The sequence below is a fragment of the Enterobacter sp. KB-221C9 genome (genome assembly GCF_041320715.1).
Classification (GTDB): domain Bacteria; phylum Pseudomonadota; class Gammaproteobacteria; order Enterobacterales; family Enterobacteriaceae; genus Enterobacter; species Enterobacter asburiae_D.
On record NZ_JBGIWG010000005.1, the window covers coordinates 304,498 to 328,536 of the forward strand.

22 protein-coding genes are annotated in these 24,039 nt (G+C 56.7%); 17 read left to right on the top strand and 5 right to left on the bottom strand.

The genetic code is table 11. The features are described from left to right. Window positions 1–57: 57 nt before the first annotated feature. The 15 genes from AB8846_RS09770 (at window position 58) to rlmB (ending at window position 16,295) form a co-directional block, all read left to right on the top strand. Window positions 58–1,356, top strand: coding sequence for an adenylosuccinate synthase (locus AB8846_RS09770; protein WP_024907332.1), 1,299 nt, complete (start codon window positions 58–60; stop codon window positions 1,354–1,356). A gap of 193 nt (window positions 1,357–1,549) precedes the next feature. Further along, the gene (gene nsrR / locus AB8846_RS09775; protein ID WP_063144123.1) at window positions 1,550–1,975 is read left to right on the top strand and encodes a nitric oxide-sensing transcriptional repressor NsrR; all 426 of its coding nucleotides are present in this window, start codon (window positions 1,550–1,552) and stop codon (window positions 1,973–1,975) included. A gap of 38 nt (window positions 1,976–2,013) precedes the next feature. Continuing rightward, the gene (rnr, locus tag AB8846_RS09780; RefSeq protein ID WP_370732597.1) at window positions 2,014–4,458 is read left to right on the top strand and encodes a ribonuclease R; all 2,445 of its coding nucleotides are present in this window, start codon (window positions 2,014–2,016) and stop codon (window positions 4,456–4,458) included. 212 nt (window positions 4,459–4,670) lie between these two features. Further along, entirely contained in the window at window positions 4,671–5,675 is a 1,005-nt protein-coding gene (locus tag AB8846_RS09785) for a D-cysteine desulfhydrase (RefSeq protein WP_010427488.1), read from the top strand. After that, a complete protein-coding gene (locus AB8846_RS09790) occupies window positions 5,668–6,387 on the top strand; it encodes an aspartate/glutamate racemase family protein (protein ID WP_370732598.1) in 720 nt (239 codons plus the stop codon). The genes AB8846_RS09785 and AB8846_RS09790 overlap by 8 nt, the downstream gene beginning before the upstream one ends. A 57-nt stretch (window positions 6,388–6,444) precedes the next feature. Beyond that, complete coding sequence (locus AB8846_RS09795) at window positions 6,445–7,452, top strand: glycine betaine ABC transporter substrate-binding protein (protein ID WP_370732599.1); 1,008 nt, start codon at window positions 6,445–6,447, stop codon at window positions 7,450–7,452. Then, entirely contained in the window at window positions 7,449–8,219 is a 771-nt protein-coding gene (locus tag AB8846_RS09800) for an ABC transporter permease (RefSeq protein WP_063144093.1), read from the top strand. Before AB8846_RS09795 ends, AB8846_RS09800 begins: the two co-directional genes overlap by 4 nt. Then, a complete protein-coding gene (locus AB8846_RS09805) occupies window positions 8,219–8,995 on the top strand; it encodes an ABC transporter ATP-binding protein (RefSeq protein WP_370732600.1) in 777 nt (258 codons plus the stop codon). Before AB8846_RS09800 ends, AB8846_RS09805 begins: the two co-directional genes overlap by 1 nt. A gap of 53 nt (window positions 8,996–9,048) precedes the next feature. Further along, window positions 9,049–10,266 (top strand): M20 family metallopeptidase, encoded by a 1,218-nt coding sequence (locus AB8846_RS09810; RefSeq protein WP_237845373.1) that lies wholly within the window; start codon window positions 9,049–9,051, stop codon window positions 10,264–10,266. 22 nt (window positions 10,267–10,288) lie between these two features. Continuing rightward, the gene (locus AB8846_RS09815) at window positions 10,289–11,851 is read left to right on the top strand and encodes an ABC transporter substrate-binding protein (protein WP_370732601.1); all 1,563 of its coding nucleotides are present in this window, start codon (window positions 10,289–10,291) and stop codon (window positions 11,849–11,851) included. A 12-nt stretch (window positions 11,852–11,863) separates the two neighbouring features. Next, window positions 11,864–12,820 (top strand): ABC transporter permease, encoded by a 957-nt coding sequence (locus AB8846_RS09820; RefSeq protein WP_370732602.1) that lies wholly within the window; start codon window positions 11,864–11,866, stop codon window positions 12,818–12,820. Then, window positions 12,817–13,677 (top strand): ABC transporter permease, encoded by an 861-nt coding sequence (locus AB8846_RS09825; protein ID WP_331413632.1) that lies wholly within the window; start codon window positions 12,817–12,819, stop codon window positions 13,675–13,677. Before AB8846_RS09820 ends, AB8846_RS09825 begins: the two co-directional genes overlap by 4 nt. Beyond that, window positions 13,670–14,659: an ABC transporter ATP-binding protein gene (locus tag AB8846_RS09830; protein ID WP_370732603.1), complete on the top strand. Its 990-nt coding sequence runs from the start codon at window positions 13,670–13,672 to the stop codon at window positions 14,657–14,659. Before AB8846_RS09825 ends, AB8846_RS09830 begins: the two co-directional genes overlap by 8 nt. Beyond that, window positions 14,656–15,456: an ABC transporter ATP-binding protein gene (locus AB8846_RS09835; protein WP_063144087.1), complete on the top strand. Its 801-nt coding sequence runs from the start codon at window positions 14,656–14,658 to the stop codon at window positions 15,454–15,456. The genes AB8846_RS09830 and AB8846_RS09835 overlap by 4 nt, the downstream gene beginning before the upstream one ends. Window positions 15,457–15,563: 107 nt before the next feature. Continuing rightward, on the top strand, window positions 15,564–16,295 hold the full coding sequence (gene rlmB / locus AB8846_RS09840) for a 23S rRNA (guanosine(2251)-2'-O)-methyltransferase RlmB (protein WP_023334255.1): 732 nt from the start codon (window positions 15,564–15,566) through the stop codon (window positions 16,293–16,295). A 91-nt stretch (window positions 16,296–16,386) separates the two neighbouring features. Here the strand turns inward: rlmB and AB8846_RS09845 are convergent, their stop codons facing one another. Continuing rightward, window positions 16,387–17,661 (bottom strand): MFS transporter, encoded by a 1,275-nt coding sequence (locus AB8846_RS09845; RefSeq protein ID WP_370732604.1) that lies wholly within the window; start codon window positions 17,659–17,661, stop codon window positions 16,387–16,389. A gap of 193 nt (window positions 17,662–17,854) precedes the next feature. Here AB8846_RS09845 and AB8846_RS09850 point away from each other — a divergent pair, with 193 nt between their 5' ends. Next, a complete protein-coding gene (locus AB8846_RS09850; protein WP_370732605.1) occupies window positions 17,855–19,477 on the top strand; it encodes an isovaleryl-CoA dehydrogenase in 1,623 nt (540 codons plus the stop codon). Here the strand turns inward: AB8846_RS09850 and AB8846_RS09855 are convergent. The 3 genes from AB8846_RS09855 to bsmA form a co-directional block, all read right to left on the bottom strand. Continuing rightward, on the bottom strand, window positions 19,474–21,405 hold the full coding sequence (locus AB8846_RS09855; protein ID WP_063144084.1) for a methyl-accepting chemotaxis protein: 1,932 nt from the start codon (window positions 21,403–21,405) through the stop codon (window positions 19,474–19,476). The two genes, AB8846_RS09850 and AB8846_RS09855, sit on opposite strands and share 4 nt — an antisense overlap. 172 nt (window positions 21,406–21,577) lie before the next feature. Then, window positions 21,578–21,853, bottom strand: a complete 276-nt coding sequence (yjfN, locus tag AB8846_RS09860; RefSeq protein WP_154816129.1) for a DUF1471 family protease activator YjfN — start codon at window positions 21,851–21,853, stop codon at window positions 21,578–21,580. Window positions 21,854–22,001: 148 nt separating this feature from the next. After that, a complete protein-coding gene (gene bsmA / locus AB8846_RS09865; protein WP_331413629.1) occupies window positions 22,002–22,331 on the bottom strand; it encodes a biofilm peroxide resistance protein BsmA in 330 nt (109 codons plus the stop codon). Window positions 22,332–22,468: 137 nt separating this feature from the next. Here bsmA and yjfP point away from each other — a divergent pair, with 137 nt between their 5' ends. Further along, window positions 22,469–23,191, top strand: a complete 723-nt coding sequence (yjfP, locus tag AB8846_RS09870) for an esterase (protein ID WP_370732606.1) — start codon at window positions 22,469–22,471, stop codon at window positions 23,189–23,191. Here the strand turns inward: yjfP and ulaR are convergent. Next, window positions 23,188–23,943: an HTH-type transcriptional regulator UlaR gene (gene ulaR / locus AB8846_RS09875; protein ID WP_252043993.1), complete on the bottom strand. Its 756-nt coding sequence runs from the start codon at window positions 23,941–23,943 to the stop codon at window positions 23,188–23,190. The genes yjfP and ulaR overlap by 4 nt on opposite strands. Window positions 23,944–24,039 lie beyond the last annotated feature (96 nt).

The following is a 24,039-nucleotide window of genomic DNA, read 5'->3' on the forward strand; positions in this document are numbered from 1 at the left end:
ATATCTGAAAAAGCGATGGTAGAATCCATTTTTAAGCAAACGGTGATTTTGAAAAAAATGGGTAACAACGTCGTCGTACTGGGCACCCAATGGGGTGACGAAGGTAAAGGGAAGATTGTTGATCTTCTGACTGAACGGGCTAAATATGTTGTACGCTACCAGGGCGGTCACAACGCAGGCCATACTCTCGTAATCAACGGTGAAAAAACCGTCCTCCATCTTATTCCATCAGGCATTCTTCGTGATAACGTCACCAGCATCATCGGTAACGGCGTTGTGCTGTCTCCTGCTGCGCTGATGAAAGAGATGAAAGGTCTGGAAGACCGTGGTATCCCTGTTCGTGAGCGTCTGCTGCTCTCCGAGGCCTGCCCGCTGATTCTGGACTATCACGTGGCGCTGGACGTAGCGCGTGAGAAAGCGCGCGGTGCGAAAGCGATCGGTACCACCGGTCGTGGTATCGGCCCGGCCTACGAAGATAAAGTTGCGCGTCGCGGTCTGCGCGTGGGCGACCTCTTCGACAAAGCCACCTTCGCTGAAAAACTGAAAGAAGTGATGGAATATCACAACTTCCAGCTGGTGAACTTCTACAAAGCTGACGCTGTTGACTACCAGAAAGTGCTGGATGACGTCATGGCGATCGCTGACATTCTGACCGGTATGGTTGTTGATGTGTCCGATCTGCTGGACCAGGCGCGCAAGCGTGGCGATTTCGTCATGTTCGAAGGTGCGCAGGGTACGCTGCTGGACATCGACCACGGTACCTATCCGTACGTTACCTCCTCTAACACCACTGCAGGTGGCGTGGCGACCGGCTCTGGCCTGGGTCCACGTTATGTGGATTACGTTCTGGGCATCATCAAAGCGTACTCCACTCGCGTGGGTGCGGGTCCATTCCCGACCGAACTGTTTGATGAAACCGGCGAGTTCCTGTGCAAGCAGGGTAACGAGTTTGGCGCGACCACCGGTCGTCGTCGTCGTACCGGCTGGCTGGATGCGGTTGCAGTGCGTCGTGCAGTGCAGATCAACTCCCTGTCTGGCTTCTGCCTGACCAAGCTGGACGTACTGGACGGCCTGAAAGAAGTGAAAATCTGCGTAGGCTACCGTATGCCAGATGGCCGCGAAGTGACCACCACTCCGCTGGCTGCTGACGACTGGGAAGGCATTGAGCCAATCTACGAAACCATGCCGGGCTGGTCTGAGACCACTTTCGGTGTGAAAGAGCGTAGCGGCCTGCCGCAGGCGGCGCTGGATTACATCAAGCGTATTGAAGAACTGACCGAAGTGCCGATCGATATTATTTCTACCGGCCCGGATCGTACTGAAACGATGATCCTGCGCGACCCGTTCGACGCATAATCTTCGTGAATGCTGGCCTGCGGGGTGACCCGTAGGCCGGATAAGCGTCGCGCCATCCGGCGAACGCTCCTGTATCTCCGCTTTTTCGCCCCGTCTGTCAAATAAATTAGCCGCTAACTATCTGGCTGGTTTATCATCATTAATGAATATCTCTGCGGTTTTACCGCGTTTTCCCTTTTTTCCTGAGGTTGATGTGCAGTTAACAAGTTTCACCGATTACGGCTTACGTGCGCTGATTTACATGGCGTCGTTACCCGAGGGGAAGATGACCAGTATCTCTGAAGTGACAGAGGTCTACGGCGTGTCCCGTAATCATATGGTCAAAATAATCAATCAACTTAGTCGTGCCGGATACGTTGCTGCCGTCCGCGGGAAGAATGGTGGGATCCGTCTCGGTAAACCGGCACAGAGTATTCGTGTGGGCGATGTGGTACGTGAACTGGAGCCGCTGTCTCTGGTGAACTGCAGCAGCGAGTTCTGCCACATCACGCCCGCTTGCCGCCTGAAACAGGCGCTTGCTAAGGCTGTGCAAAGTTTTCTCATGGAACTGGATAACTACACGCTGGCCGATTTGGTTGAAGAGAATCAACCGCTTTATAAATTATTGCTGGTGGAATGAAGAAAATTTCCACCGGAGCTGACAACGGAGGAACCGACATGTCACATGATCCTTTCCAGGAACGCGAAGCCGAAAAATACGCGAATCCTATTCCCAGCCGCGAGTTCATCATTGAACACTTAACAAAACGCGAAAAACCCGCCAATCGTGAAGAACTTGCCGTTGAATTAAACATTGAAGGTGAAGAGCAAATTGAAGCCCTTCGCCGCCGCCTGCGCGCGATGGAGCGTGACGGGCAGCTGGTCTTTACCCGCCGCCAGTGCTACGCGCTGCCAGAACGCCTCGATCTGCTGAAAGGGACCGTCATTGGTCACCGCGATGGCTTCGGCTTCCTGCGCGTGGAAGGCCGTAAAGACGATCTGTACCTCTCATCTGAACAGATGAAGATGTGCATCCACGGCGACCAGATCCTGGCACAGCCGCTGGGCGCTGACCGTAAAGGTCGCCGCGAAGCGCGCGTGGTACGCGTTCTGGTGCCAAAAACCAGCCAGATCGTCGGTCGCTACTTTACCGACGCGGGCGTGGGCTTCGTGGTGCCGGACGACAGCCGTCTGAGCTTCGACATTTTGATCCCACCTGAAGAGGTAATGGGTGCCCGCATGGGCTTTGTGGTGGTGGTGGAACTCACCCAGCGCCCAACCCGTCGCACCAAAGCGGTAGGTAAAATCGTCGAAGTGCTTGGCGACAACATGGGCACTACCATGGCCGTTGATATGGCGCTGCGTACCCATGAAATTCCGTACATTTGGCCGAAAGCGGTTGAAGAGCAGATCGAAAGCCTGCGCGAAGAAGTGCCGGAAGAGTCCAAAGTGGGCCGCGTGGATCTGCGCTCCCTGCCGCTGGTCACTATCGACGGTGAAGACGCCCGCGACTTCGATGACGCCGTCTACTGCGAGAAAAAACGCGGCGGCGGCTGGCGTCTGTGGGTCGCTATTGCAGACGTAAGCTACTATGTTCGTCCGCACACCCCGCTGGATAACGAAGCGCGCAGCCGCGGTACCTCGGTCTACTTCCCGTCTCAGGTTGTGCCGATGCTGCCGGAAGTGCTGTCTAACGGCCTGTGCTCCCTGAACCCGCAGGTTGACCGCCTCTGTATGGTTTGCGAGATGACCATCTCCACCAAAGGGCGCTTAACCGGCTACAAGTTCTACGAAGCGGTGATGAGCTCGCACGCGCGTCTGACCTATACCAAGGTCTGGCATATGCTGCAGGGCGACCAGGATCTGCGCGAACAGTACGCGCCGCTGGTCAAACACATCGAAGAGCTGCATAACCTCTACAAAACGCTGGATCAGGCGCGCGAAGAGCGCGGCGGGATCTCGTTTGAGAGTGAAGAAGCGAAATTCATTTTCAACGCAGAACGCCGCATTGAACGTATCGAGCAGACCCAGCGTAACGATGCGCACAAGCTTATCGAAGAGTGTATGATTCTGGCGAACATCTCGGCGGCACGCTTCGTCGAAAAAGCCAAAGAGCCTGCGCTGTTCCGTATTCACGATAAGCCGACCACGGAAGCCATTACGTCGTTCCGCTCCGTGCTGGCCGAACTCGGTCTGGAGCTGCCTGGCGGTAACAAGCCAGAGCCGCGCGATTACGCCGAGCTGCTGGAGTCCATTGGCGACCGTCCTGACGCAGAAATGCTGCAGACGATGCTGCTGCGCTCTATGAAGCAGGCGATTTACGATCCGGAAAACCGGGGACACTTCGGCCTGGCGCTGCAGTCTTACGCCCACTTTACCTCGCCGATCCGTCGTTATCCTGACCTCTCTCTGCACCGTGCGATCAAGTATCTGCTGGCGCAGGAGCAGGGCCATAAAGGGAACACCACCGAAACCGGTGGCTACCACTATTCGATGGAAGAGATGCTGCAGCTGGGCCAGCACTGCTCCATGGCCGAACGTCGTGCCGATGAAGCAACCCGTGACGTGGCGGACTGGCTGAAGTGTGACTTTATGCTCGATCAGGTGGGTAACGTCTTTAAAGGCGTGATTGCCAGCGTGACCGGCTTTGGTTTCTTCGTTCGTCTGGACGAGCTGTTCATCGACGGTCTGGTGCACGTCTCCAGCCTGGATAACGACTACTACCGCTTCGACCAGGTCGGTCAGCGCCTGATTGGCGAATCTGGCGGCCAGACCTATCGTCTGGGCGACCGTGTGGAAGTGAAGGTCGAAGCCGTGAATATGGACGACCGTAAAATCGACTTCAGCCTGATCTCCAGCGAGCGCGCGCCGCGTAACGTCGGCAAAACCGAGCGTGAGAAAGCGAAAAAAGGCGGTAACGGTAAACCGGGCGGCGGTAAACGTCGTCAGGCGGGCAAGAAGGTAAACTTCGAGCCGGACAGCGCCTTCCGCGGCGAGAAGAAACAGAAGCCGAAGGCGGCGAAGAAAGAAGCCCGCTCGGCGAAAAAACCTTCCGCGAAAACGCAGAAAATAGCCGCCGCGACTAAAGCGAAGCGCGCAGCGAAAAAAAATACCGCGCAGTAATTTTGTCCCACTAACCCCTTTCCGACGAAAGGGGTTATTCTTTTTTGCCGTAAGTCATTCCAGAACAGAATAGATAGCGGCCTTATCAACCCGTTTTCCCTGCTTATTCATTTTCCAGTAATCGTTATTTATTATTTTTGATTAGCCGTGTTAGTCAGATGTGTATAGTGAATTTCACTTTTATAAAGCCCCCTTTTTAGCAAGGAGCATTTATGCATCTGGCCCGTTTTCCCCGAATTTCACTCGGTCATTTTCCTACGCCACTGGAACCGTTAAATAATTTAACCCAATTATTAGGCGGGCCTAAAATATGGATAAAACGCGACGATGCAACGGGCCTTGCAAGCGGCGGGAATAAAACCCGCAAGCTGGAATTTCTGTTGGCGGATGCTCTGCAGCAAAAGGCAGATGTCATCGTGACGCAGGGCGCGACCCAGTCTAACCACGTACGTCAAACAATCGCCGGTGCCGCACGCCTTGGCCTGCAGGCAAAAGCGCTGCTGGAAAAACGCGTGACTGATTTTGGTGAGGATTATCAGCGCTCGGGTAACGTGCTGCTGGATACCCTTCTGGGCGGCGAGATTGTCGCACATCTGCCAGGCGGTACCGATATGCAAAAGGCGATGGAAGAGTACGCCGCAACGCTTCGCGAACAAGGCCACCGTCCATACGTTATTCCTGGCGGAGGTTCGAACCCCATCGGGGCGCTGGGCTACGTTGCCTGTGCGGAGGAGCTGCTTTACCAATCATCAGAGCGTCGTTTGCGCATCGATCACGTTGTCCACGCGACGGGCAGTACCGGCACGCAGGCAGGGCTGGTCGCAGGGTTCACCGCCACTAACAGCCATATCCCGGTGCTCGGCATCAGCGTGCGGGCTCCCAAAGATAAACAGGAAGAGAACGTCTGGAATCTGGCATCCAGAACGCTGGATCTGTTGGGCGTGCCGGGGGAACTGTCGCGGCATGCGGTAGTCGCTAACAGCGATTATGTCGGTGACGGATACGGTTTGCCGACGGAGGGCACGCTTGAAGCGCTGAGGCTGCTGGCCCGCCATGAAGGTATCCTGCTCGATCCGGTTTACTCCGCAAAAGGGATGGCCGGGCTTATCGATCTGATCCGCAAAGGGCATTTCCGTCAGGATGAAAATATTGTCTTTATCCACACGGGTGGGTCAGCAGGACTATTTGGCTATCGTCAGGTGCTGGAGCATGGCTAAGCCTTTCCTGCTTGGCGTGCTGGGAGGTATGGGCCCCCTTGCGACGCTGGATTTTCTGCGTCGCCTGCTGGAGGCTACGCCTGCGCAGAGCGATCAACAGCAGATCCCAACGGTCGTCTGGAATGTACCGCAAATTGCCGATCGCCAGAACGCGCTGGCGGGTACGGGCCCGTCGCCCTTGCCGCAGCTTCTTCACGCTGTCGAGAAACTTAATCAGGCGGGGGCAAGCCATATCGCAATCCCCTGTAATACGGCTCACCACTGGTACGACGCGCTGAGTGAAGCCAGCAGCGCTCCTATTCTGCATATCGTTGATGCGACGCTGGACGCGCTGTCGCAGGCTGATGAAAAACCTCAGCGGGTTGGCGTCATTGCCACTAAAGGCACGCTGGACGCGGGCTGGTATCAGGAACGACTGGCCGCGCAGGCTATTGAGGTCGTCGTGCCGACCCCCGAGGAGCTCGCCCAATGGTTTGTACCGGGCTGCTACGCGGTAAAGCGTGGCGCGCTGGTTGACGGCGGCGAACTGCTGGTGTTGCAGGCCAACGCACTGTTTGCCCGTGGCGCGCAAAAGCTGGTGCTGGCCTGTACCGAAGTGCCTGTTGCGCTGGAGGCTGCCAGGGCTCCGTTTCGTCACCTCACCTGGGATCCGGCTCAGGCGCTGGCAGAACGATGTTCGCAGTTATGGCAAACCAGCAGATCATTTAATTAGCGCACCGTCCGTTACGATCGCGGACATTATATTCAGATAAATCACAGGATAAATAAAATGAAAAAAAGTCTCTGCTTATTAATTGCAGCGGGCGGGATATGGGCAAATATGAGTTTTGCCGATTCACCTGCTGAGGTTCGTGTGGCATATAGCGGCGGTTCTCAGGTATTAATGCTGGCAAAAGCCGATGGCTCTCTTGATAAAGCGTTAAACACTAAAGTGAAGTGGGTGCAATTTGCATCGGGTGCCGATGCGCTTAATTATTTTGCCAGCAACGCGATTGATATTGCCAATTTTGGATCCAGTCCAGCGACGGCAGGCATTGTCCGCAAATTGCCGGTCGAAATTATTGGCGTATCGGGCGTGATAGCCAGCTATGAACGCCTGATCGGTAAAGATGGCATTGTGAAAATTAATGATATCGAAGGGAAGCGTGTCGCCTACCCACCCAACTCAACGGCTCAGTATGCTCTCGAAGCCGCGATCAGCGTGAACAAACTGGACCGCAGCAAAATCACGTTACTGCCGCTGCGTCCTGCAGAAATGGTCGCGGCATGGAAGCGTGGTGATATTGATGCTGGCTATGTCTGGGCACCGTTTGCACAGGAGCTGGAGGCGTCGGGTGGGCACCAGGTCTTTGCCACTAAGGACCTGCAGAAAGACGGCTATCTTATCTACAACAACTATGTGGTACGGAAAGCCTTTGCTGAGAAGTACCCAGAAGCGGTCACTGCGTTTCTTCGCGTGCATCAGCAGAAGGTGGATGAGTTTAAGAAAGACCCGGAGCGTGCGGCAGGCATCGTTGCTAAAGAAGTTGGGGCACCGGTTACCACGGCGGCAAATACGCTGGGTGGGCTGGAGTATCCAACGCTTGCCCAGCAGGGTACTGCGGACTGGCTGGGTAATGGCACGCAGACCACCGACAGCGGTATCGGCAAGGCCTTAACCAAAACCTCCAGCTTCCTCGCCGGTATTGGCGAAATCCGCAAGCGCGATATCCCTGCAAACTGGGATACCGCCATTGATTCTCGCTATATCCGTGATGCGGCGGTGGCGGCGCAATGAGATTGAGTCAGCATATCGCCATCAGCGTAGTGTCGGTGGCGGTTTTCTTTATCGTCTGGCAGGTGGCGGCAACGCAGCAGTGGGTCGATCCGCTGCTGTTACCGTCGCTAACGGACATTGGTTTGACGACCGAAGAACTTCTTGCCGATGGCTATCGTCAGGTACCGCTCTGGGAACACATTGCGGTGAGCCTCGCGCGAGCGCTGAGCGCATTTACCGTGGCGATTATCATTGGTATTCCGCTGGGGTTACTGATGGGCCTGTCTGACGGCCTGGCGGCGGTACTTAATCCCTTCGTTCAGTTTCTGCGTCCTTTACCCAAAATTGCACTCATCCCCCTGGCCGTCGTGTGGCTTGGGATTGGCGAGGCCTCCAAATTCTTCTTGATCTTCATTGCCACGTTTTTAAGCGTGGTCGTGGGGGCATCGGCAGCCGTTGAACGCATTGGTCGTTCACGTATTCGCGTGGCGCAGACGCTGGGCGCTTCCCGCAGACAAATCTTCATGCGTGTCGTCCTCCCGGACGCGCTGCCGGACCTTTTCACCACCGTCAGGCTTTCCATTGGCATTGGCTGGACGTCGTTGATTGCAGCGGAGATGGTCGCCGCCAGTTCCGGCCTGGGCTGGATGGTCATCAACGCCAGCTCTTATTTGCGTACTGATATCGTCATGCTCGGCATTTTGCTGCTGGGCGGCATTGGTTATCTCCTGGATTTATTACTGCTGGGGCTACAGCGCCTGACGGTGCCCTGGGCGGGGAAAGAATAATGAGTGCTATCACCCTTGAAAACGTAACGCTCTCTTTCGCGGCGAAACCCCAGCCGTTTACGGTGCTGGAAGATATCAATCTGAGCCTGAACAGCGGTGAGTTTGTGGTCCTGCTTGGGCCGTCTGGCTGTGGCAAATCCACCATTCTGAACCTTGTCGCCGGGTTTAATAAGCCAGACCGGGGGCGGGTAGCTGCTGGCGGGAAAGAGATCGGCAAGCCTGGTCCCGATCGCGGAATGATATTCCAGCAACCCAACCTTTTCCCGTGGCTCTCGGTGCTGGAAAACGTCACGTTTGGCCCACGTCTGGGCAAATACCGTAAGGACGAAACCAATGCCCTGGCGCAGGCGTGGCTAGAGCGCGTGGGTCTGAAAGGCTTTGAACATCATGCGCCCTGGCAGCTTTCTGGCGGTATGAAGCAGCGCGTGGCGCTCGCTCGCGCCTGGCTCCCCGGCCCGGAAGTGCTGCTGCTGGATGAACCGTTCGGTGCGCTGGATGCGCAAACCCGACTGATGATGCAGGAGTTGCTTCGCGAGGCATGGCTCTCCACCGGCACCACGCTGCTCTTCGTCACGCACGATGTGGAAGAGGCGCTTTTTTTGGCTGACCGCATTCTGATCATGTCGGCAAAACCGGGAAAAATCGTTGATGAGATCGTTCTGCCCTTTGGGCGGGAGCGAGATATCGAAACGCTGGCGGAACACCCTTCCTATAGCGAGATCAAGCATCACGTCCTGCATCGGGTACGCCAGGAGGCGAAGCGGCACTTACGTTAACCACAGTTCCCGGTGTCGGGAATGAATCAACCGTCATGACTGAGGTGGAAGCAATGAGCAATAGCGAATTACGAGACCGTCTTGAAACAAGTATTCAACAGCACCGGGATGAGTATGTGGCGATAGCCAAAGATATTCACGCCCATCCTGAAACCGGCAATAACGAGTATTACGCCAGCGGCCAGCTGACACAGCTGCTGGAAAAACAGGGTTTTGCCGTCACGCTTAACGTCGCCGGTCATGAAACGGCTTTTTATGCGGTGAAGGAGAGCGGCAGGCCCGGCCCTACTATCGCGTTCCTGGCTGAATACGATGCGCTTATTGATATCGGGCACGCCTGTGGTCACAACATCATTGGGGTTACCAGTATTGCAGCAGCGATTGCGCTTAGTGAAACGCTGGACGCGACAGGGGGCAAGGTCGTGGTACTCGGTACGCCTGCAGAAGAGGGCGGGCTGCGTGGTAAAGGCGGTCCAAACGGTAATGTGAAAGCCCGCTTCGTGGAGCATGGCTTCCTTAACGATGTCGATGTGGCATTGATGGTCCACCCCGCAGGGAAAACGCGATTGTCCGGCCCGTCACTGGCGAATAACCATCTCTACTTCCATTTCTATGGCAAACCTTCCCACGCGGGCAGCTCACCGCATAAAGGGGTGAACGCGCTGGATGCGCTGGTGTTGCTCTATAACGGTATCAGCGTTCTGCGCCAGCAGCTGCCGGATGGCATCCGCGTTCACGGCATTATCACTAACGGCGGTCAGGCGCCGAATGTGATCCCGGAGTATGCGTCGGCGCACTATTACATTCGTGCCCATACCCGTGAAGAGGTGGTCGCGCTGGAGCCACGTATTCGCGCCATTGCGGAAGGCGTCGCGCTGGCAACCGGTACCACGGTCAAGATTGAGCATCAGGTTGGGCCGCGTGATTTCAACATCAACCACACGCTGAACGGTGTACTGCTGGAAGAATTCACCGCCGCAGGGGAGACGGTCGAGCTGAAGGAAAAAGAGGGGTTGGGCTCAACCGATGCTGGCGATATCAGCCATGCGGTACCGACAGCACATCCCTACATCAAGATTGGCCCCGATGAACTGATTGGTCACACCGTGGCGTTCCGCGAGGCCGCTAACTCAGTACAGGGCTATGACGCGCTGGTGACAGGCGCGCAGGTGCTGGCCCGAACCGGGCTGCGACTGTTAACCGATGCTGCGCTGCTGCAGGAAGTGAAAGACGAATTTGCCGGGCAAACTGCCGCCACGCAAGCTGCATGACCTCAACCGGAGCACCATAACAATGAAAATGCTGTTTTCTGCCGCCGCACTCATGCTGGCGGTGGCTTTACCCCTGGGAAGTGCACAGGCCGAGAGTATCGATCGTAATGCCGTGCTGAATATTGCCTACGGGAACCGGCCTGGAACGCTGGATCCTTATCTGACGACCAATAACGCCACCTCAGACGTGGACAGGCATATTTTCGAAACGTTGTTCACCATCAACGCCAAATTTGAGCCTGTACCAGAGCTGGTGGAAAGTTACACCCTGAGTGACGATCGCAAGACCTACACCTTTGTGTTGCGTGACGGGATCCATTTTCATGACGGACAACCGCTGACTGCGGATGACGTTGTGGCTTCAATGAATCGCTGGCTGGCAGTGTCCACGCAGGGGAAAGCGAATTTGCCCGGCGTGCAGTTCAGTAAGGTGGATGATAAAACCGTCACCTTTACGCTTCCTTCCCCGTCACTGATTACGCTCAACGTGCTGGCAGACGTGAAGAACATCGCCGCTATTATGCCGAAACGCATTATTGATGAGGCCAACAGCAGCAAGAAGCCCGTGACCGAGCTAATTGGCACCGGCCCTTACAAACTGGCCGAGTTCAAACCCGGTGATTTTCTGCACTTAACCCGTTATGACCAGTATCAGTCCCGCAAGGAGCCTGCAAGCGGTCTATCAGGCGAGAAGAAAGCGGATGTGAAGGACATCTGGTTCCGCTACATCACCGATGAATCCACTCGCCTGGCCGGGGCGATGACCGGAGAATACGATCTGGTATTCCAGCTGCCGAAGGACAATATCGACACGCTCAGCAGCGTGCCGGGTCTGTCGCTCTTCCAGCCCAAAAGCGGCGGCTCGCTCATTACCTACCTGTTCAATAAAAACCAGGGGCCGTTTGCCAATGTGAAGCTGCGCCAGGCATTCAATCTCGCGCTTAATGTCCATCAAACGCTGCTGGCGGGCTACAGCGATCCGCGTTTCTTTAAGGAAGATCCGTCACTGGGCTTCCCGGAACAGGTGGACTGGTACAGCGAGGCCGGTAAGCCTTTCTGGAACCAACATCGGCTCGACGAGGCGCGCGCGCTGGTGAAAGACTCGGGCTACAATGGCGAAGAAGTGGTGATCATCGCCACGAAAGAATATGCCGAGTTGTATAACCTGGCGATAGTGGCTCAGCAGGTGCTGAAGCAGATTGGCGTGAAGTCACGCCTCGACGTTTACGACTGGCCGACCGTTCTGCAGCGCCGCCAGGATCCGAAAAACTTTGACCTCTGTGCGCTGGAGTTCTCCATGCGTCAGGTGCTGCATCAATATCCCTTCCTCGATTCCCGCGCGAAGTTTCCCGGGCTGAGCAACAACCCGGAGATCGATAACGTGCTGGATGAAATCAAGCAGGCGCCTTCATTGAAAGAGGCGAAACCGCTGGTGGATGAACTGAACAGGCTGAGCTGGCAATATCTGCCGGTCATTGTGCTTGGCCGCACTACGCCGGATGCGGTGGCGCTAAAAGGCAATGTGAAAGGCTATCAGGACCTGATTGGCCCTATTTTATGGAACGTGAGCGTGACGAAACCCTGACGGGAGAAGGCGATGAGAAGATACCTTTTTCACCGCCTGCTGGCACTTCTGCCGGTACTGCTGGTGGTGTCGGTAGTGGTGTTTTGCTTGATTCATCTCGCGCCGGGCGATCCGGCGCTGGTGATCCTGGGGAATGATGCCAGTCCTCAGGATATTGCTGCGCTGCGCCAGCAGATGGGGCTGGATCGGCCCCTGCTGGTGCAGTTCTTCAGCTGGTTTGGCGAGATCCTGACCGGGGATTTGGGCCATTCCCTGTTTTTAAATACCAGCGTTATGTCGCTATTTTTACAGCACCTGACGCCGACGCTGGCGCTGGCATTCTATGCTCAACTCATTGCGCTCATTCTGGGGCTGGCGGGGGGCGTGATAAGCGCCTGGCAACATGGCGGCATCACGGATCGCATCATTCGTATGCTGGCGACTCTTGGCATGTCGGTTCCGGGTTTTTTGCTTGGCCTCGTCCTCATCTTCTTCTTTGCCGTTCAGCTGCGCTGGTTTCCGGTGGTGGGGTATCGCTCTACCAACGATGATTTCTGGCTTAACGTCTGGTACCTGACCTTACCTGCTATCGCGCTGGGGCTGCGCATCGCCGCACTGATTGCCCGCATGACCCGTGCCGTGATGCTGGATGTATTGCAAGAGCCTTTTATCAACACTGCACGGGCAAAAGGGGTCCCGGAGTGGCTTGTGCTTTTACGGCACACGCTCAAAAACAGCCTGATCCCCATACTGACCATCTGCGGTGAATCCTTCGCGTCGCTGATAGCCGGCACGATCGTGATCGAAAGCGTGTTCGGTATTCCCGGCGTGGGATCGCTCATTGTCGATTCGATCGAGCGGCGTGACGTGACGGTGATCCAGGGCGTGGTGCTGCTGATCACCATTTGCTACGTGTTGATCAACCTGGCAGTGGATCTTCTGAACTATATTGCCGATCCGCGTCTGTCCGTCGACGGAGGGGAAAAATGATGACCTTCAGAAATCCGGCGCTTTTAATTTGGCCCGCCGTGCTGGCCGCCATTGTGCTGCTGTCATTTTTTGCAAGCCTGGTAAGCCCTTACGATCCCTACAGCCTCGATCCGTTAAGCCGGTTGACCCCTCCCTCTACGGAACACTGGTTCGGCACCGATAACTTCGGGCGGGATCTTTTTGTCCGTGTGGCGCTGGCGGTGCGCGTGTCGCTTTCGGTGGGCGCAGCGGTAGCGGTAATAGCAGGCGTGACGGGGATGATCGTCGGGCTACTGTGCGCCTGGTATCGTCCGGTAGACAGGATCCTGATGCGCGTCTGTGATGGTCTTTTTGCCTTTCCGTCTTTGCTACTGGCGATCGCCATTGTCGGCGTGCTCGGACCGAATATCGCCAACGTGGTGCTGGCGCTATCGTTGGTCTACGTGCCGTCGGTTGCGCGGGTGATCCGGGGGGCGGCCATGGTGATCAAAGAGAAGAACTTTATTGAAGCCCTGCGCGCGCAGGGCGCAGGTGCCTCGCGCATTATCTGGCTGCACCTTTTGCCTAACGTTATCTCGCCGTTTATCGTGCAGGTAAGCTGGGTGTTTTCGGTGGCCATTCTTACCGAAGCAGCCTTGAGCTTTCTCGGTTCTGGCGTGCCAGCCCCGATGCCAAGCCTGGGCAATTTATTGCTCGAAGGAAAGGCCGTGATCTTCACCGCCTGGTGGATGACCTTCTTTCCGGGGATTGCCATTGTGTTGCTGATCCTCGGTTTAAATATTATTGGCGATGACCTGCGAGACAGTGCTGACCCGGGCCTTAAACCTTTGCCTCGCCGCGTGTTGCGTCTGCTTAAACAAGGAGGACGCCATGGCTGAAGCCTTACTTGAGGTCAATAACCTTGAGGTTACCTTCGCGACGAGAATGGGCGTTGTCTCTCCGGTGCGCGGCGTTTCTTTTCGGGTAAATACCCATGAAACTCTCGGCATCATCGGGGAATCAGGCTGCGGCAAGAGTGTGACTGCTCAGGCGTTAATGGGACTGCTTTCATCCCGCACCAGCCGGGTCGAGGGTGAGGTCATTCTCGGGGGGAGAGCGCTCCACTCGCTGTCGGCAAAAGTACGTCGTCAACGGAGTGGGCGAGAGATGGCGATGATTTTTCAGGATCCGCTCGCCAGCCTTAATCCGGTGATGACCATTGGTGCTCAAATTGATGAAAGCCTGCGGCTGCATACCTCTCTGAACCGCGCCCTGCGTCAGCAGAAAACGATCGGCCTGTTGACCCAGGTTGGTATTGCCGATCCTGCCCGCTGCGCCAATGCCTGGCCGCATGAGCTTTCAGGCGGAATGCGTCAGCGCGTAATGATCGCCATGGCCATTGCGACCTCTCCTTCGCTGCTGATTGCTGACGAACCGACTACGGCGCTGGATGCCACCATTCAGGCGCAGATCCTCGATTTACTCGACGAACTTAAGCAGCAGACGGGCATGGGGATTGTCATTATCACCCACGATTTAAGCGTCGTGGCGCGGCTTTGCCAGCGCGTGGTCGTACTGTATGCCGGACAGGTTGTGGAAGAGACGGATGTTCATACGCTCTTTGAACAACCGCGCCATCCTTATACCCGTGCGCTGCTGGCCGCTCGTCCTTCGGCGGATCATCCTTCCAAAACACCGCTGGCCGAAATCAGTGGTCAGGTACCTTCATTGCATGCATTTCCTTCAGGATGTACCTACGCCGATCGCTGCCCGCTGGCGCAACCCCGCTGTCGCGCGCAGGCCCCCGAGCTGCAGGCGGTGGGATACAAGGCACAGCTGGTTCGCTGCTGGCGGGCCGAGGAGACAGGAGCGGCTGGATGACGATACCCTTATTAAGCGTGAACAATTTGTCGAAAATATTCCATCGACGTGGGCAATCGGTGCATGCGGTGGATAACGTCAGCTTTACCCTGAACGCGGGTGAAACCTGGGCGCTGGTCGGTGAGTCTGGCAGCGGTAAGAGCACCATCGGCCGTCTTGTGCTGGGGCTAACCGCAGCCAATGCAGGCGACGTCGCGTTTGAAGGCCGATCGCTGACGGGACTGAATACCGCAGGATGGCGCAGCGTGCGCCGTGACATGCAGATGATTTTTCAGGATCCCCTCTCGTCGCTCGACCCTAAACGCACCGTGGGTTATAGCCTTGAAGAGCCGCTGACGATTCACGGCATAGGCAATCGAAAAGCGCAGGTGACTCATATACTCGAGCAGGTTGGCCTGCGTCCCCAGGATGCCGCCCGTTATCCGCATGAGTTTTCTGGCGGCCAGCGTCAACGGATCGGTATTGCCCGGGCGCTGATACTGAAGCCGAAACTGATTGTTTGCGATGAGCCGGTTTCCGCGCTTGATGTCTCCATTCAGTCGCAGATCCTGAATCTGCTTATGCGGTTACAGAAGGAGCATGGGCTGGCCTATCTCTTTATTTCCCACGATCTTAACGTTGTCAGGCACATAGCGGACAGGGTCGGGGTGATGTACCGGGGATCGCTGGTTGAACAGGGCGAGACGGCGCAACTCTTTAGTGCGCCTCAGCATGAGTATACGCGCTATCTGATGGATGCCATTTTGCCCGCCCATCCCGTAAAGGAGGAGGAAACGCGCGTGGTTGCCAACGGGTAAAAACTGTCAGGGTCGATTTGAACGCCGGGTCGGTTATAATAGGCGCAAGCGATCTCTATCACGACCCAATTTAACCCGGCGCACACCGCCTAAAACGAGTAAGTTCAATGAGTGAAATGATTTACGGCATCCACGCGGTGCAGGCCCTTCTCGAGCGCGCACCGGAGCGTTTTCAGGAAGTCTTTATTCTGAAAGGGCGTGAAGATAAGCGTCTGATGCCGCTGATCCACGCGCTGGAAGCACAGGGCGTGGTGATCCAGCTGGCGAACCGCCAGTTCCTGGATGAGAAAAGTGAAGGTGCGGTGCACCAGGGCATTATTGCTCGCGTGAAGCCGGGCCGTCAGTATCAGGAAAACGATCTGCCGGATCTGATTGCCGAGCTGGATAACCCGTTCTTCCTGATCCTCGATGGCGTTACCGATCCGCATAACCTCGGCGCGTGCCTGCGTAGCGCCGATGCGGCGGGCGTGCACGCGGTGATCGTGCCGAAAGATCGCTCTGCACAGCTGAACGCGACGGCGAAGAAAGTGGCCTGCGGCGCGGCGGAAAACGTTCCGCTGATCCGCGTGACTAACCTGGCGCGCACCATGCGTCTGCTGCAGGAAGAGAACATCTGGATCGTCGGTACCGCCGGTGAAGCGGATCATACTCTGTACCAGAGCAAAATGACCGGCCGACTGGCGCTGGTGATGGGTGCGGAAGGCGAAGGCATGCGTCGTCTGACCCGCGAGCACTGCGACGAGCTAATTAGCATCCCGATGGCGGGCAGCGTGTCGTCCCTGAACGTTTCTGTAGCGACGGGTATCTGCCTGTTTGAAGCGGTACGTCAGCGCGGGTAGCCTGTTGTGCCGGGTGGCGGCTTCGCCTTACCCGGCCTACAAAGGCACGGTACCGTAGGCCCGGTAAGCGCAGCGCCACCGGGCATTAACCTCACTCCTCTAACGACCGCAAATGGTCATCCTTTCTCAGCGTCATCAGCGCGAAAATACTCACTACCGCCGTCGCCATGACGTAATACGCCGGAATATCCAGGTTGCCCGTCTGCTTAATCAGCCCGGTAATGATTAACCCTGCGCATCCCGAGAAAATCGCGTTCGACAAAGAGTAGGCCAGCCCCAGTCCCGTATAGCGCACGCGCGTCGGGAACATCTCAGATAGCATCGCCGGGCCCGGGCCCGCCAGCATGCCTACCAGACCGCCCGCAATCAGTACCACACCAGCCTTCACCGCCAGGGTGCTCGACTCCGCCTGGAGGATTTTCAGCAGCGGAAGGGCGAGGATCAGCAGCAGCGCGGTGGCGATAATCATCACCGCGCGGCGCCCGATCCGGTCGCTCAGGATCCCCGACGGAATGATGGTGAGTGCAAAACCAATATTCGAAATCACCGCTATCAGCAGCGCCTGGTTAAACCCGGTGTGCAGCGCCGACTGCAGATAGGTCGGCATAATCACCAGGTAAGTGTACCCCGCCGCAGACCAGACCATTACGCGCCCAATCCCCATCACGATGGCCCTGAGCGTGGCGGCTGTATCCGCCTGAGCGACAGCCGGTTTATCCTGCTGCTGCACGAAGCTGGGCGTCTCCTCCATGCTGACGCGAAGCCACAGCGCCACAACGCCCATGGGCAGCGCCAGGAAGAAAGGAATGCGCCAGCCCCAGTCGTGCAGGGCTTCAGGCGTAAGGAGGGAGGAGAGCAGCGCCACGATGCCTGCGCCCGCTAATAGCCCCAGCGCCACGGTAAAGGACTGCCACGCGCCATAGAGCCCACGCTTGCCGCGCGGGGCGAACTCCGTCATCAGCGAGACCGCACCGCCGTACTCGCCGCCCGCGAACAGCCCCTGCAGGATGCGCAGCAGCGTAATAATGAGCGGCGCGGCAATCCCGATGCTGGCATAGACTGGCACAACGCCGATGGCGGCGGTCGCGAGCGTCATCAGCACCAGCACAATGATTAGCGTCGGCTTACGGCCAATCCGGTCGCCGATGCGGCCAAACACCACCGCACCCAGCGGGCGGAAGAAAAAGGCGATGGCAAACGAGGCGTAGGTGAGGATCAGGCTGGTAAGCCCCGCTTCTCCTTCAAGCTGGAAGAAGTTTTTCGCAATGACGGTCGCCAGAAAACCGTAGACCGCAAACTCATACCACTCGATAAAGTTACCAATGGAGCCTGCAATTAATGCTCGCTTGTGCGCATCCGGTTGCATAACGATCCTCACTGAAAAGGGTAAGAATAAATTATTCAACAAAAGCGAAGTGATGAAATAGTTTATTCTTATGTTCTGTGAGCTATTTCACGAATGATATCAGCGGGATCGTGAACGTGTGACTCCCCTCCCATGCAGCGCGTGCGCGGTCTGTCCATACTTATCGTCATTGCCACTGAAGGAGGGAGACAGCATGCACTGGCAGACCCATACCGTTTTCAATCAACCTGCACCGCTTTCCAACAGCAACCTTTTCCTCTCGGACTGCGCCCTGCGCGATGCGGTCGCGCGTGAAGGGGCCGAGTGGGATATCGAACTTCTCGCCAGCATTGGTCAGCAGCTGGGTACGGCGGAGTCGCTGGAGCTGGGCAGGCTGGCAAACGTTAATCCACCGGAGCTACTCCGTTATGACGCCTCCGGGGAGCGGCTGGACGACGTCCGCTTTCACCCGGCATGGCACCTGCTGATGCAGGGACTCTGTGCCAACCGCGTACATAACCTGGCGTGGGAAGAGGAGGCGCGTAAAGGGGCGTTTGTCGCTCGGGCGGCACGCTTTGTGCTTCATGCGCAGGTAGAGGCGGGCACGCTTTGCCCGGTCACCATGACGTTCGCCGCCACGCCGCTGCTGCAGCAGGCGCTCCCCAAAATATTTCACGACTGGCTCACGCCGCTGCTCAGCGATCGCTACGATCCGCATCTGGCCCCCGGCGCGCAAAAGCGCGGCCTGCTGATCGGCATGGGGATGACGGAAAAGCAGGGCGGCTCGGACGTGCTCAGCAACACCACCAAAGCGGAAAAATGCAGCGACGGCAGCTACCGCCTGGTGGGGCATAAATGGTTTTTCTCCGTCCCGCAAAGCGATGCGCATCTGGTGCTGGCCCAGGCGAAAGGCGGGCTATCCTGCTTTTTTGTGCCGCGATTTTTGCCTGACGGACAGCGCAACGCCGTCAGGCTCGAGCGCCTCAAGGACAAGCTCGGGAACCGCTCCAACGCCAGCAGCGAGGCTGAGTTTCTTGATGCCTCCGGCTGGCTGCTGGGAGAAGAGGGTGAAGGCGTTCGACAAATCCTTAAAATGGGCGGTCTGACGCGCTTCGACTGCGCGCTGGGCAGCCACGGACTCATGCGTCGGGCGCTGTCCGTGGCGCTTTATCATGCGCATCAGCGTCAAACCTTCGGCAAAAATCTCATCGATCAGCCGCTAATGCGCGAAGTGCTAAGCCGGATGGCGCTGGTTCTGGAGGGGCACACGGCGCTGCTGTTCCGCCTGGCCCGGGCGTGGGACAAGCGTGCCGATCCGCATGAGGCCGCCTGGGCGCGGCTGTTTACCCCGGCGGCGAAATTTAGCGTGTGCAAAGCGGGCATCCCGTTTGTCGCGGAGGCGATGGAGGTGCTGGGTGGGATCGGATATTGCGAAGAGAGCGAACTCCCCCGCCTGTATCGCGAGATGCCGGTCAACAGCATCTGGGAAGGATCGGGGAATATCATGTGCCTGGACGTTCTGCGCGTGCTGGCGAAGCAGCCGGGTATTCACGATCTGCTTGCCGACGAATTTGCGCAGGTGAAAGGGCAGGATAGACACTTCGACCGCAGCTGGCGACAGCTGCAGCAAAAACTGCGTAAACCGCAGGAGGCGCAGGGGCGGGAGATCGCGCAGCAGATTTTCTTGCTCGGTACCGGGAGCCAGATGCTGCGGCACGCGTCGCCCCCGGTGGCGCAGGCGTGGTGCCGCATGATGCTGGACACCCGTGGCGGTACGCTGATGAGCGAGCAGGTGCAAAGTGACCTGCTGCTGCGCGCCACGGGCAGAGTCGGCTAGCCTTTTAGCTGGAACAGACTCACCAGCTGAGTCAGGTGTGAACCCTTCTCGCGCAGCGTTTGAGCCGTTTGCTCGCTGCGTGAGATGCGATCGGCATTAATATGCGATGCTTCGCCAATATGGGTCATGGCGAGGTTCACCTGGCCGATCCCGGCGGACTGCTCGCGTGAGGCATGGTTAATCTCGGTGACCAGCTGGCTGATGTTATCGATATGAATGATGATGTCATCCATCGCCAGGCGCGTCTGTTCGGACAGCGCATGGCCCTCACTCACTTTTCTGAGCGTATCGCCAATCAGCTGTTCAATCTCCTTCACCGCGTTAGCGCTGCGTCCCGCCAGCGCGCGAACTTCCTGGGCGACTACCGCAAATCCTTTTCCGTGCTCGCCTGCGCGAGCCGCTTCCACTGCCGCATTCAGCGCCAGAATATTGGTCTGGAAAGCAATGGACTCAATCACGCGCGTGATGTCTTCGATGCGTTTTGACGCTTCGCGAATGTCATCCATGGTCGACACCGCGTGGGTGACCGTCTCACCGCCCTGATGAACCGCGAGCGAGGTTTCACCCACCAGCTGCTGCGTTTGCTCCATGTTGGCGGCATTTTGCTGCACGGTGGCGGCCAGCTGCTCCATGCTGGCGGACGTCTCTTCCACGCTGCTGGCCTGCTTGTTGATCTGCTCTGAAATCTCGCCGGTGTCTGAGGCCAGCGCGTTGGTGCCTGAATGGATCTCGCCTGCGGCTTCACGGACCTGCAGCACAATTTTTTGCAGGCCGCCGCCGATGCCGTTGATAGCGTCGATCAGCTGGCCGACTTCGTCCTGGCGCGTCACGGGCAGGCTGGAACGGAGATCCCCTGCGGCATATTGCCGGGCAAGGTGGATCACATTGCGCAGTGGCCGGGTCAGCACGCGGCGAATCAGGACCACGAACAGGCCAGCAAAAAGGATGGATAAGACCACGCCGGCCAGCAGGAAGCGATCGCGCATGGCGGTGACGCTTGAGAGCAGCACCGATTTATCCACTTCGCCTACGATAGTCCAGTTCCAGCCCGGCAGCGGGGTATAGGCCATTTTCAGCGTGCGACCGTCGTCGCTTACGCGCTCCAGCGTGCCGGGTTTATCACTCAGAAGCTGCTGCTGCGTCGCGCCGTCCCACTTCGGCAGTTTTCCCTCTTCGCTGGCGTGGAACAGGTATTGCCCGCGCGTTTTGCCGTTGCTGCGATCCAGCACAAAGAAGTGACCGCTCTCGCCCAGGCGGCGGTTGAGGATTTTCTCGCGCATCACGTTCCAGGAGTGGGTGATGTCCACCCCGACAAAGACGATCGCTATGACCTGTCCTTCGGCGTTTTTCACGGGCTGGTACTGGGTGATGTAGCGTTTGCCAAACAGCAGCGCCAGGCCGCGGTAGACTTCACCTTTGTTGACGGCGGCAAAGGCGGGGCTGGCGTTATCCAGAACGGTACCCATTGCGCGCTCGCCGTTCTCTTTGCGCAGGGAAGTGGCTACGCGAACAAAGTCGTTACCGCTGCGTACAAACAGCGTCGAAATGGCTCCCGTACGGTTCAGGAACTCGTCTGACAGGGTGTTATTTTCATGCAGCCCGGTTTCGCCACCTTTCAGAAGCGGAACGCTGAGCCCGTTAATCGTCTGGGGTTGGGAAGTATCAATGTTCAGGGGCTGCGGTAAAAAGGTGGTGAACAGACGGGTATAGCTCTCAACCTCTTCACTCAGGCTGGTGTTAAACATCTGCACCATGTCGACCATGCCGGTGGACTGATTATGCAGATCTTCTACCGCAAGGGCTTCAAGCTGCTGGCTGGCTTTTTGGCTGAGCAGAAAAGTGAAAAGCAGAAACAGCGTGGCGACACTGACGCCCGTAAGCAGTGACAGCTTCGCACCCAGGCCTGCGCGGCGAAAAACGTTGATCATAAATTGCTCATCATTGAAAAGGTATGGTTCTTCAACGGCAGAGCGGGGATTACGTTTACTGAATTAATGTAACAAAATGTTATTTTATTGTTCTTTATTGGTTTTATATAAGATAAAAAATTTGCAAAAACGAAAAGCCACTAAAAATAAGTGGCTTTTATCAGGAGGGAGATTACGCGTAAAGAATGGCCTGTACCCGCCAGTGGTCGATATGGTTATCTTCCTGCATCTGGATGATGCGATACCATGAAGCACCCTGCTCATCGGCCTTTAATGCCACGACACGTTCAACGTCCTGCGGACTCCCCGAGATATTGTTCACGGAGATCTGGCCAATTTCATTCAGGCCAGTCACACAGTCAGCACTGGCGAATTCTGCTGACTGCGCGGTGGTGCTCACCAGGCCTGCTGAGAGCAACAGTGAGGTCAAAGCAAGAGTTCGTTTCATCGTCAGCTCCATTTCACATATATCCGGTATCCGCCGGGCAATCCTTCGCGAATAAACTCCCTTCCATTGACGCGGGCATGGAGTTTATTGTGGACAGGAAAATGTCTATGGACGCAAAGCAGTGTAAATCTCGTTCAAAGGAAAACCATTATTTCCGGTACAAAATGGCCTGTGAATACCACTGTCCCGTTATGATGGTTTCGTCGATCATTATGATGACGTAATAATCTGCTTTGGCGGCGACGGCCTGTGCTTTTATTGCCGATTCTGCGTCATCCGGAGAGCCGCGAACCAGCGCGGAGATGGTGCCCATTCGTTGTAATCCTTCCGTCTGATTACGACGAATCTCCTGTGGATGATCGGCGACCGGTGGAGCGGGTTGCGGCGTTCCCTGCAGCGCGCTACAGCCACCCAGCAGAAACACCAGCAATAAAGCAGCAAACCTGCGCATAACCATATCTCGTTTCCTGATAGCCATAGTGTAGTTGTCTGTGAATTTAGTTTTGGGGGAATGTTCCCGAAGTGTTATCTGGGACGTATATTTCGAATGAAAATGACGTGAAAGCGTAACCCAGTTCTCAACATTATGAATCATACATTCGCACAGGGTCGACAATGATTGAAATTGAAATACGCCACCTCGGCGACCATGAAATTTTACACGCGATGCCAGCGGGTAAACGTGATAAACCGCTGCCTGTTGTGGTTTTTTATCACGGGTTTACCTCATCGAAGCTGGTTTACAGTTATTTTGCGGTAGCGCTGGCGCAGGCGGGTTTTCGCGTGGTGATGCCAGATGCACCAGACCACGGCGCACGCTTTATGGGCAATGAACAGGCGCGGCTGGGGCAGTTCTGGCACATTCTGCACGGGAGTCTGACCGAGTTTGCCGGGCTGCGCGATGCGCTGCATGAGGCAGGGCTGGTGGCCGACAATCGTCTGGCGGTAGCCGGGGCATCAATGGGCGGTATGACGGCGCTGGGGATTATGACGCATCATCCTGAAGTGAAGTCTGTCGCCTGTCTTATGGGCTCGGGCTACTTTACTTCGCTGGCGAGGACGCTTTTTCCCCCTCAGGATTTAACGGAAATGACCGCGGCGCTGGAAGAGTGGGAAGTGACCCGGGCATTGCCGCGCGTGGCCGATCGCCCGCTGCTGCTGTGGCACGGTGACGCGGATGATGTGGTCCCGCCCGAGGGAACCTTCCGTCTGCAGCAGGCGTTAATGAATGAAGGTCTGGACGGTAATCTGACCTGTCTGTGGGAACCGGGCGTCCGCCACCGCATCACGCCAACGGCGCTGGACGCCACGGTGGCGTTTTTCCGCCAGCATCTTTAGACGCGAAGGACTTTCACCCCCAGATCTTCCAGCTTCTGGAGGATCTCAGGGTTGGCATTTTTACCGGTGATCACCATGTCGATCTGTTCGGCACGGCTGAATAACATCCCTGCGCGCTCGCCCACTTTGCTACTGTCGACCAGCACTACGAGCTTGCCCACAACGTTAAGCATGTTTTGCTCCGCCATCGCGGTCAGCATATCGGTTTTATACAGGCCATCCGCCGTCAGGCCTTTGCCGCTGGTGAACATCCAGTGTCCGGCATAGAGACTGTTCTCGCTGTCCTGAGGGCTAAGGGTGATGGACTGGCTTTTGTTGTACTGCCCGCCCATGATCACCACGCTCTCATGCTCCTGATCGATGAGATAGTTGGCGAGCGGTAAGTAGTTGGTGATGATTTGCACCGGCTTACCGCACATTTCACGACCCAGCAAAAACGCCGTGGAGCCGCAGTTGATGACCACGCTCTCGCCGGGATTCACCAGCTGCGACGCGGCTCTGGCGATCCGTACTTTTTCATCATGATTTTGCGCCTGATGAATATTCATCGGCGTCCAGCGGGGGCGTTGCTGGCTGATGGCTTCCGCACCGTTGCGGACCTTTTTCAGCTTGCCGCTTTCATCCAGCTTGTTAATGTCTCGCCGTGCCGTTGCCGGGGAGATCCCTAAACGTTCGATCACTTTCTCGACGGTGATAAACCCGGTTTGCGCCAGGAGTTCCAGGAGAATTTGATGCCGTTGCGCTTCCGTCATGAGCTATTCCGATAAGAATTGATTTGAAAAGATGATATTTGAAATAGCGTGAAATTACTAAAAGAAATATGGCATCGCCAGACATCACGTCTGGCG

Excerpts from the sequence above, each read along its gene's own strand:
- AB8846_RS09770 (WP_024907332.1), top strand. The coding sequence starts at position 58 with ATGGGTAACAACGTCGTCGTACTGGGCACCCAATGGGGTGACGAAGGT.
- rnr (WP_370732597.1), top strand. The coding sequence starts at position 2,014 with ATGTCACATGATCCTTTCCAGGAACGCGAAGCCGAAAAATACGCGAAT.
- AB8846_RS09785 (WP_010427488.1), top strand. The coding sequence starts at position 4,671 with ATGCATCTGGCCCGTTTTCCCCGAATTTCACTCGGTCATTTTCCTACG.
- AB8846_RS09790 (WP_370732598.1), top strand. The coding sequence starts at position 5,668 with ATGGCTAAGCCTTTCCTGCTTGGCGTGCTGGGAGGTATGGGCCCCCTT.
- AB8846_RS09795 (WP_370732599.1), top strand. The coding sequence starts at position 6,445 with ATGAAAAAAAGTCTCTGCTTATTAATTGCAGCGGGCGGGATATGGGCA.
- AB8846_RS09800 (WP_063144093.1), top strand. The coding sequence starts at position 7,449 with ATGAGATTGAGTCAGCATATCGCCATCAGCGTAGTGTCGGTGGCGGTT.
- AB8846_RS09805 (WP_370732600.1), top strand. The coding sequence starts at position 8,219 with ATGAGTGCTATCACCCTTGAAAACGTAACGCTCTCTTTCGCGGCGAAA.
- AB8846_RS09810 (WP_237845373.1), top strand. The coding sequence starts at position 9,049 with ATGAGCAATAGCGAATTACGAGACCGTCTTGAAACAAGTATTCAACAG.
- AB8846_RS09815 (WP_370732601.1), top strand. The coding sequence starts at position 10,289 with ATGAAAATGCTGTTTTCTGCCGCCGCACTCATGCTGGCGGTGGCTTTA.
- AB8846_RS09820 (WP_370732602.1), top strand. The coding sequence starts at position 11,864 with ATGAGAAGATACCTTTTTCACCGCCTGCTGGCACTTCTGCCGGTACTG.
- AB8846_RS09825 (WP_331413632.1), top strand. The coding sequence starts at position 12,817 with ATGATGACCTTCAGAAATCCGGCGCTTTTAATTTGGCCCGCCGTGCTG.
- AB8846_RS09830 (WP_370732603.1), top strand. The coding sequence starts at position 13,670 with ATGGCTGAAGCCTTACTTGAGGTCAATAACCTTGAGGTTACCTTCGCG.
- AB8846_RS09835 (WP_063144087.1), top strand. The coding sequence starts at position 14,656 with ATGACGATACCCTTATTAAGCGTGAACAATTTGTCGAAAATATTCCAT.
- rlmB (WP_023334255.1), top strand. The coding sequence starts at position 15,564 with ATGAGTGAAATGATTTACGGCATCCACGCGGTGCAGGCCCTTCTCGAG.
- AB8846_RS09845 (WP_370732604.1), bottom strand. The coding sequence starts at position 17,661 with ATGCAACCGGATGCGCACAAGCGAGCATTAATTGCAGGCTCCATTGGT.
- AB8846_RS09850 (WP_370732605.1), top strand. The coding sequence starts at position 17,855 with ATGCACTGGCAGACCCATACCGTTTTCAATCAACCTGCACCGCTTTCC.
- AB8846_RS09855 (WP_063144084.1), bottom strand. The coding sequence starts at position 21,405 with ATGATCAACGTTTTTCGCCGCGCAGGCCTGGGTGCGAAGCTGTCACTG.
- yjfN (WP_154816129.1), bottom strand. The coding sequence starts at position 21,853 with ATGAAACGAACTCTTGCTTTGACCTCACTGTTGCTCTCAGCAGGCCTG.
- bsmA (WP_331413629.1), bottom strand. The coding sequence starts at position 22,331 with ATGGCTATCAGGAAACGAGATATGGTTATGCGCAGGTTTGCTGCTTTA.
- yjfP (WP_370732606.1), top strand. The coding sequence starts at position 22,469 with ATGATTGAAATTGAAATACGCCACCTCGGCGACCATGAAATTTTACAC.
- ulaR (WP_252043993.1), bottom strand. The coding sequence starts at position 23,943 with ATGACGGAAGCGCAACGGCATCAAATTCTCCTGGAACTCCTGGCGCAA.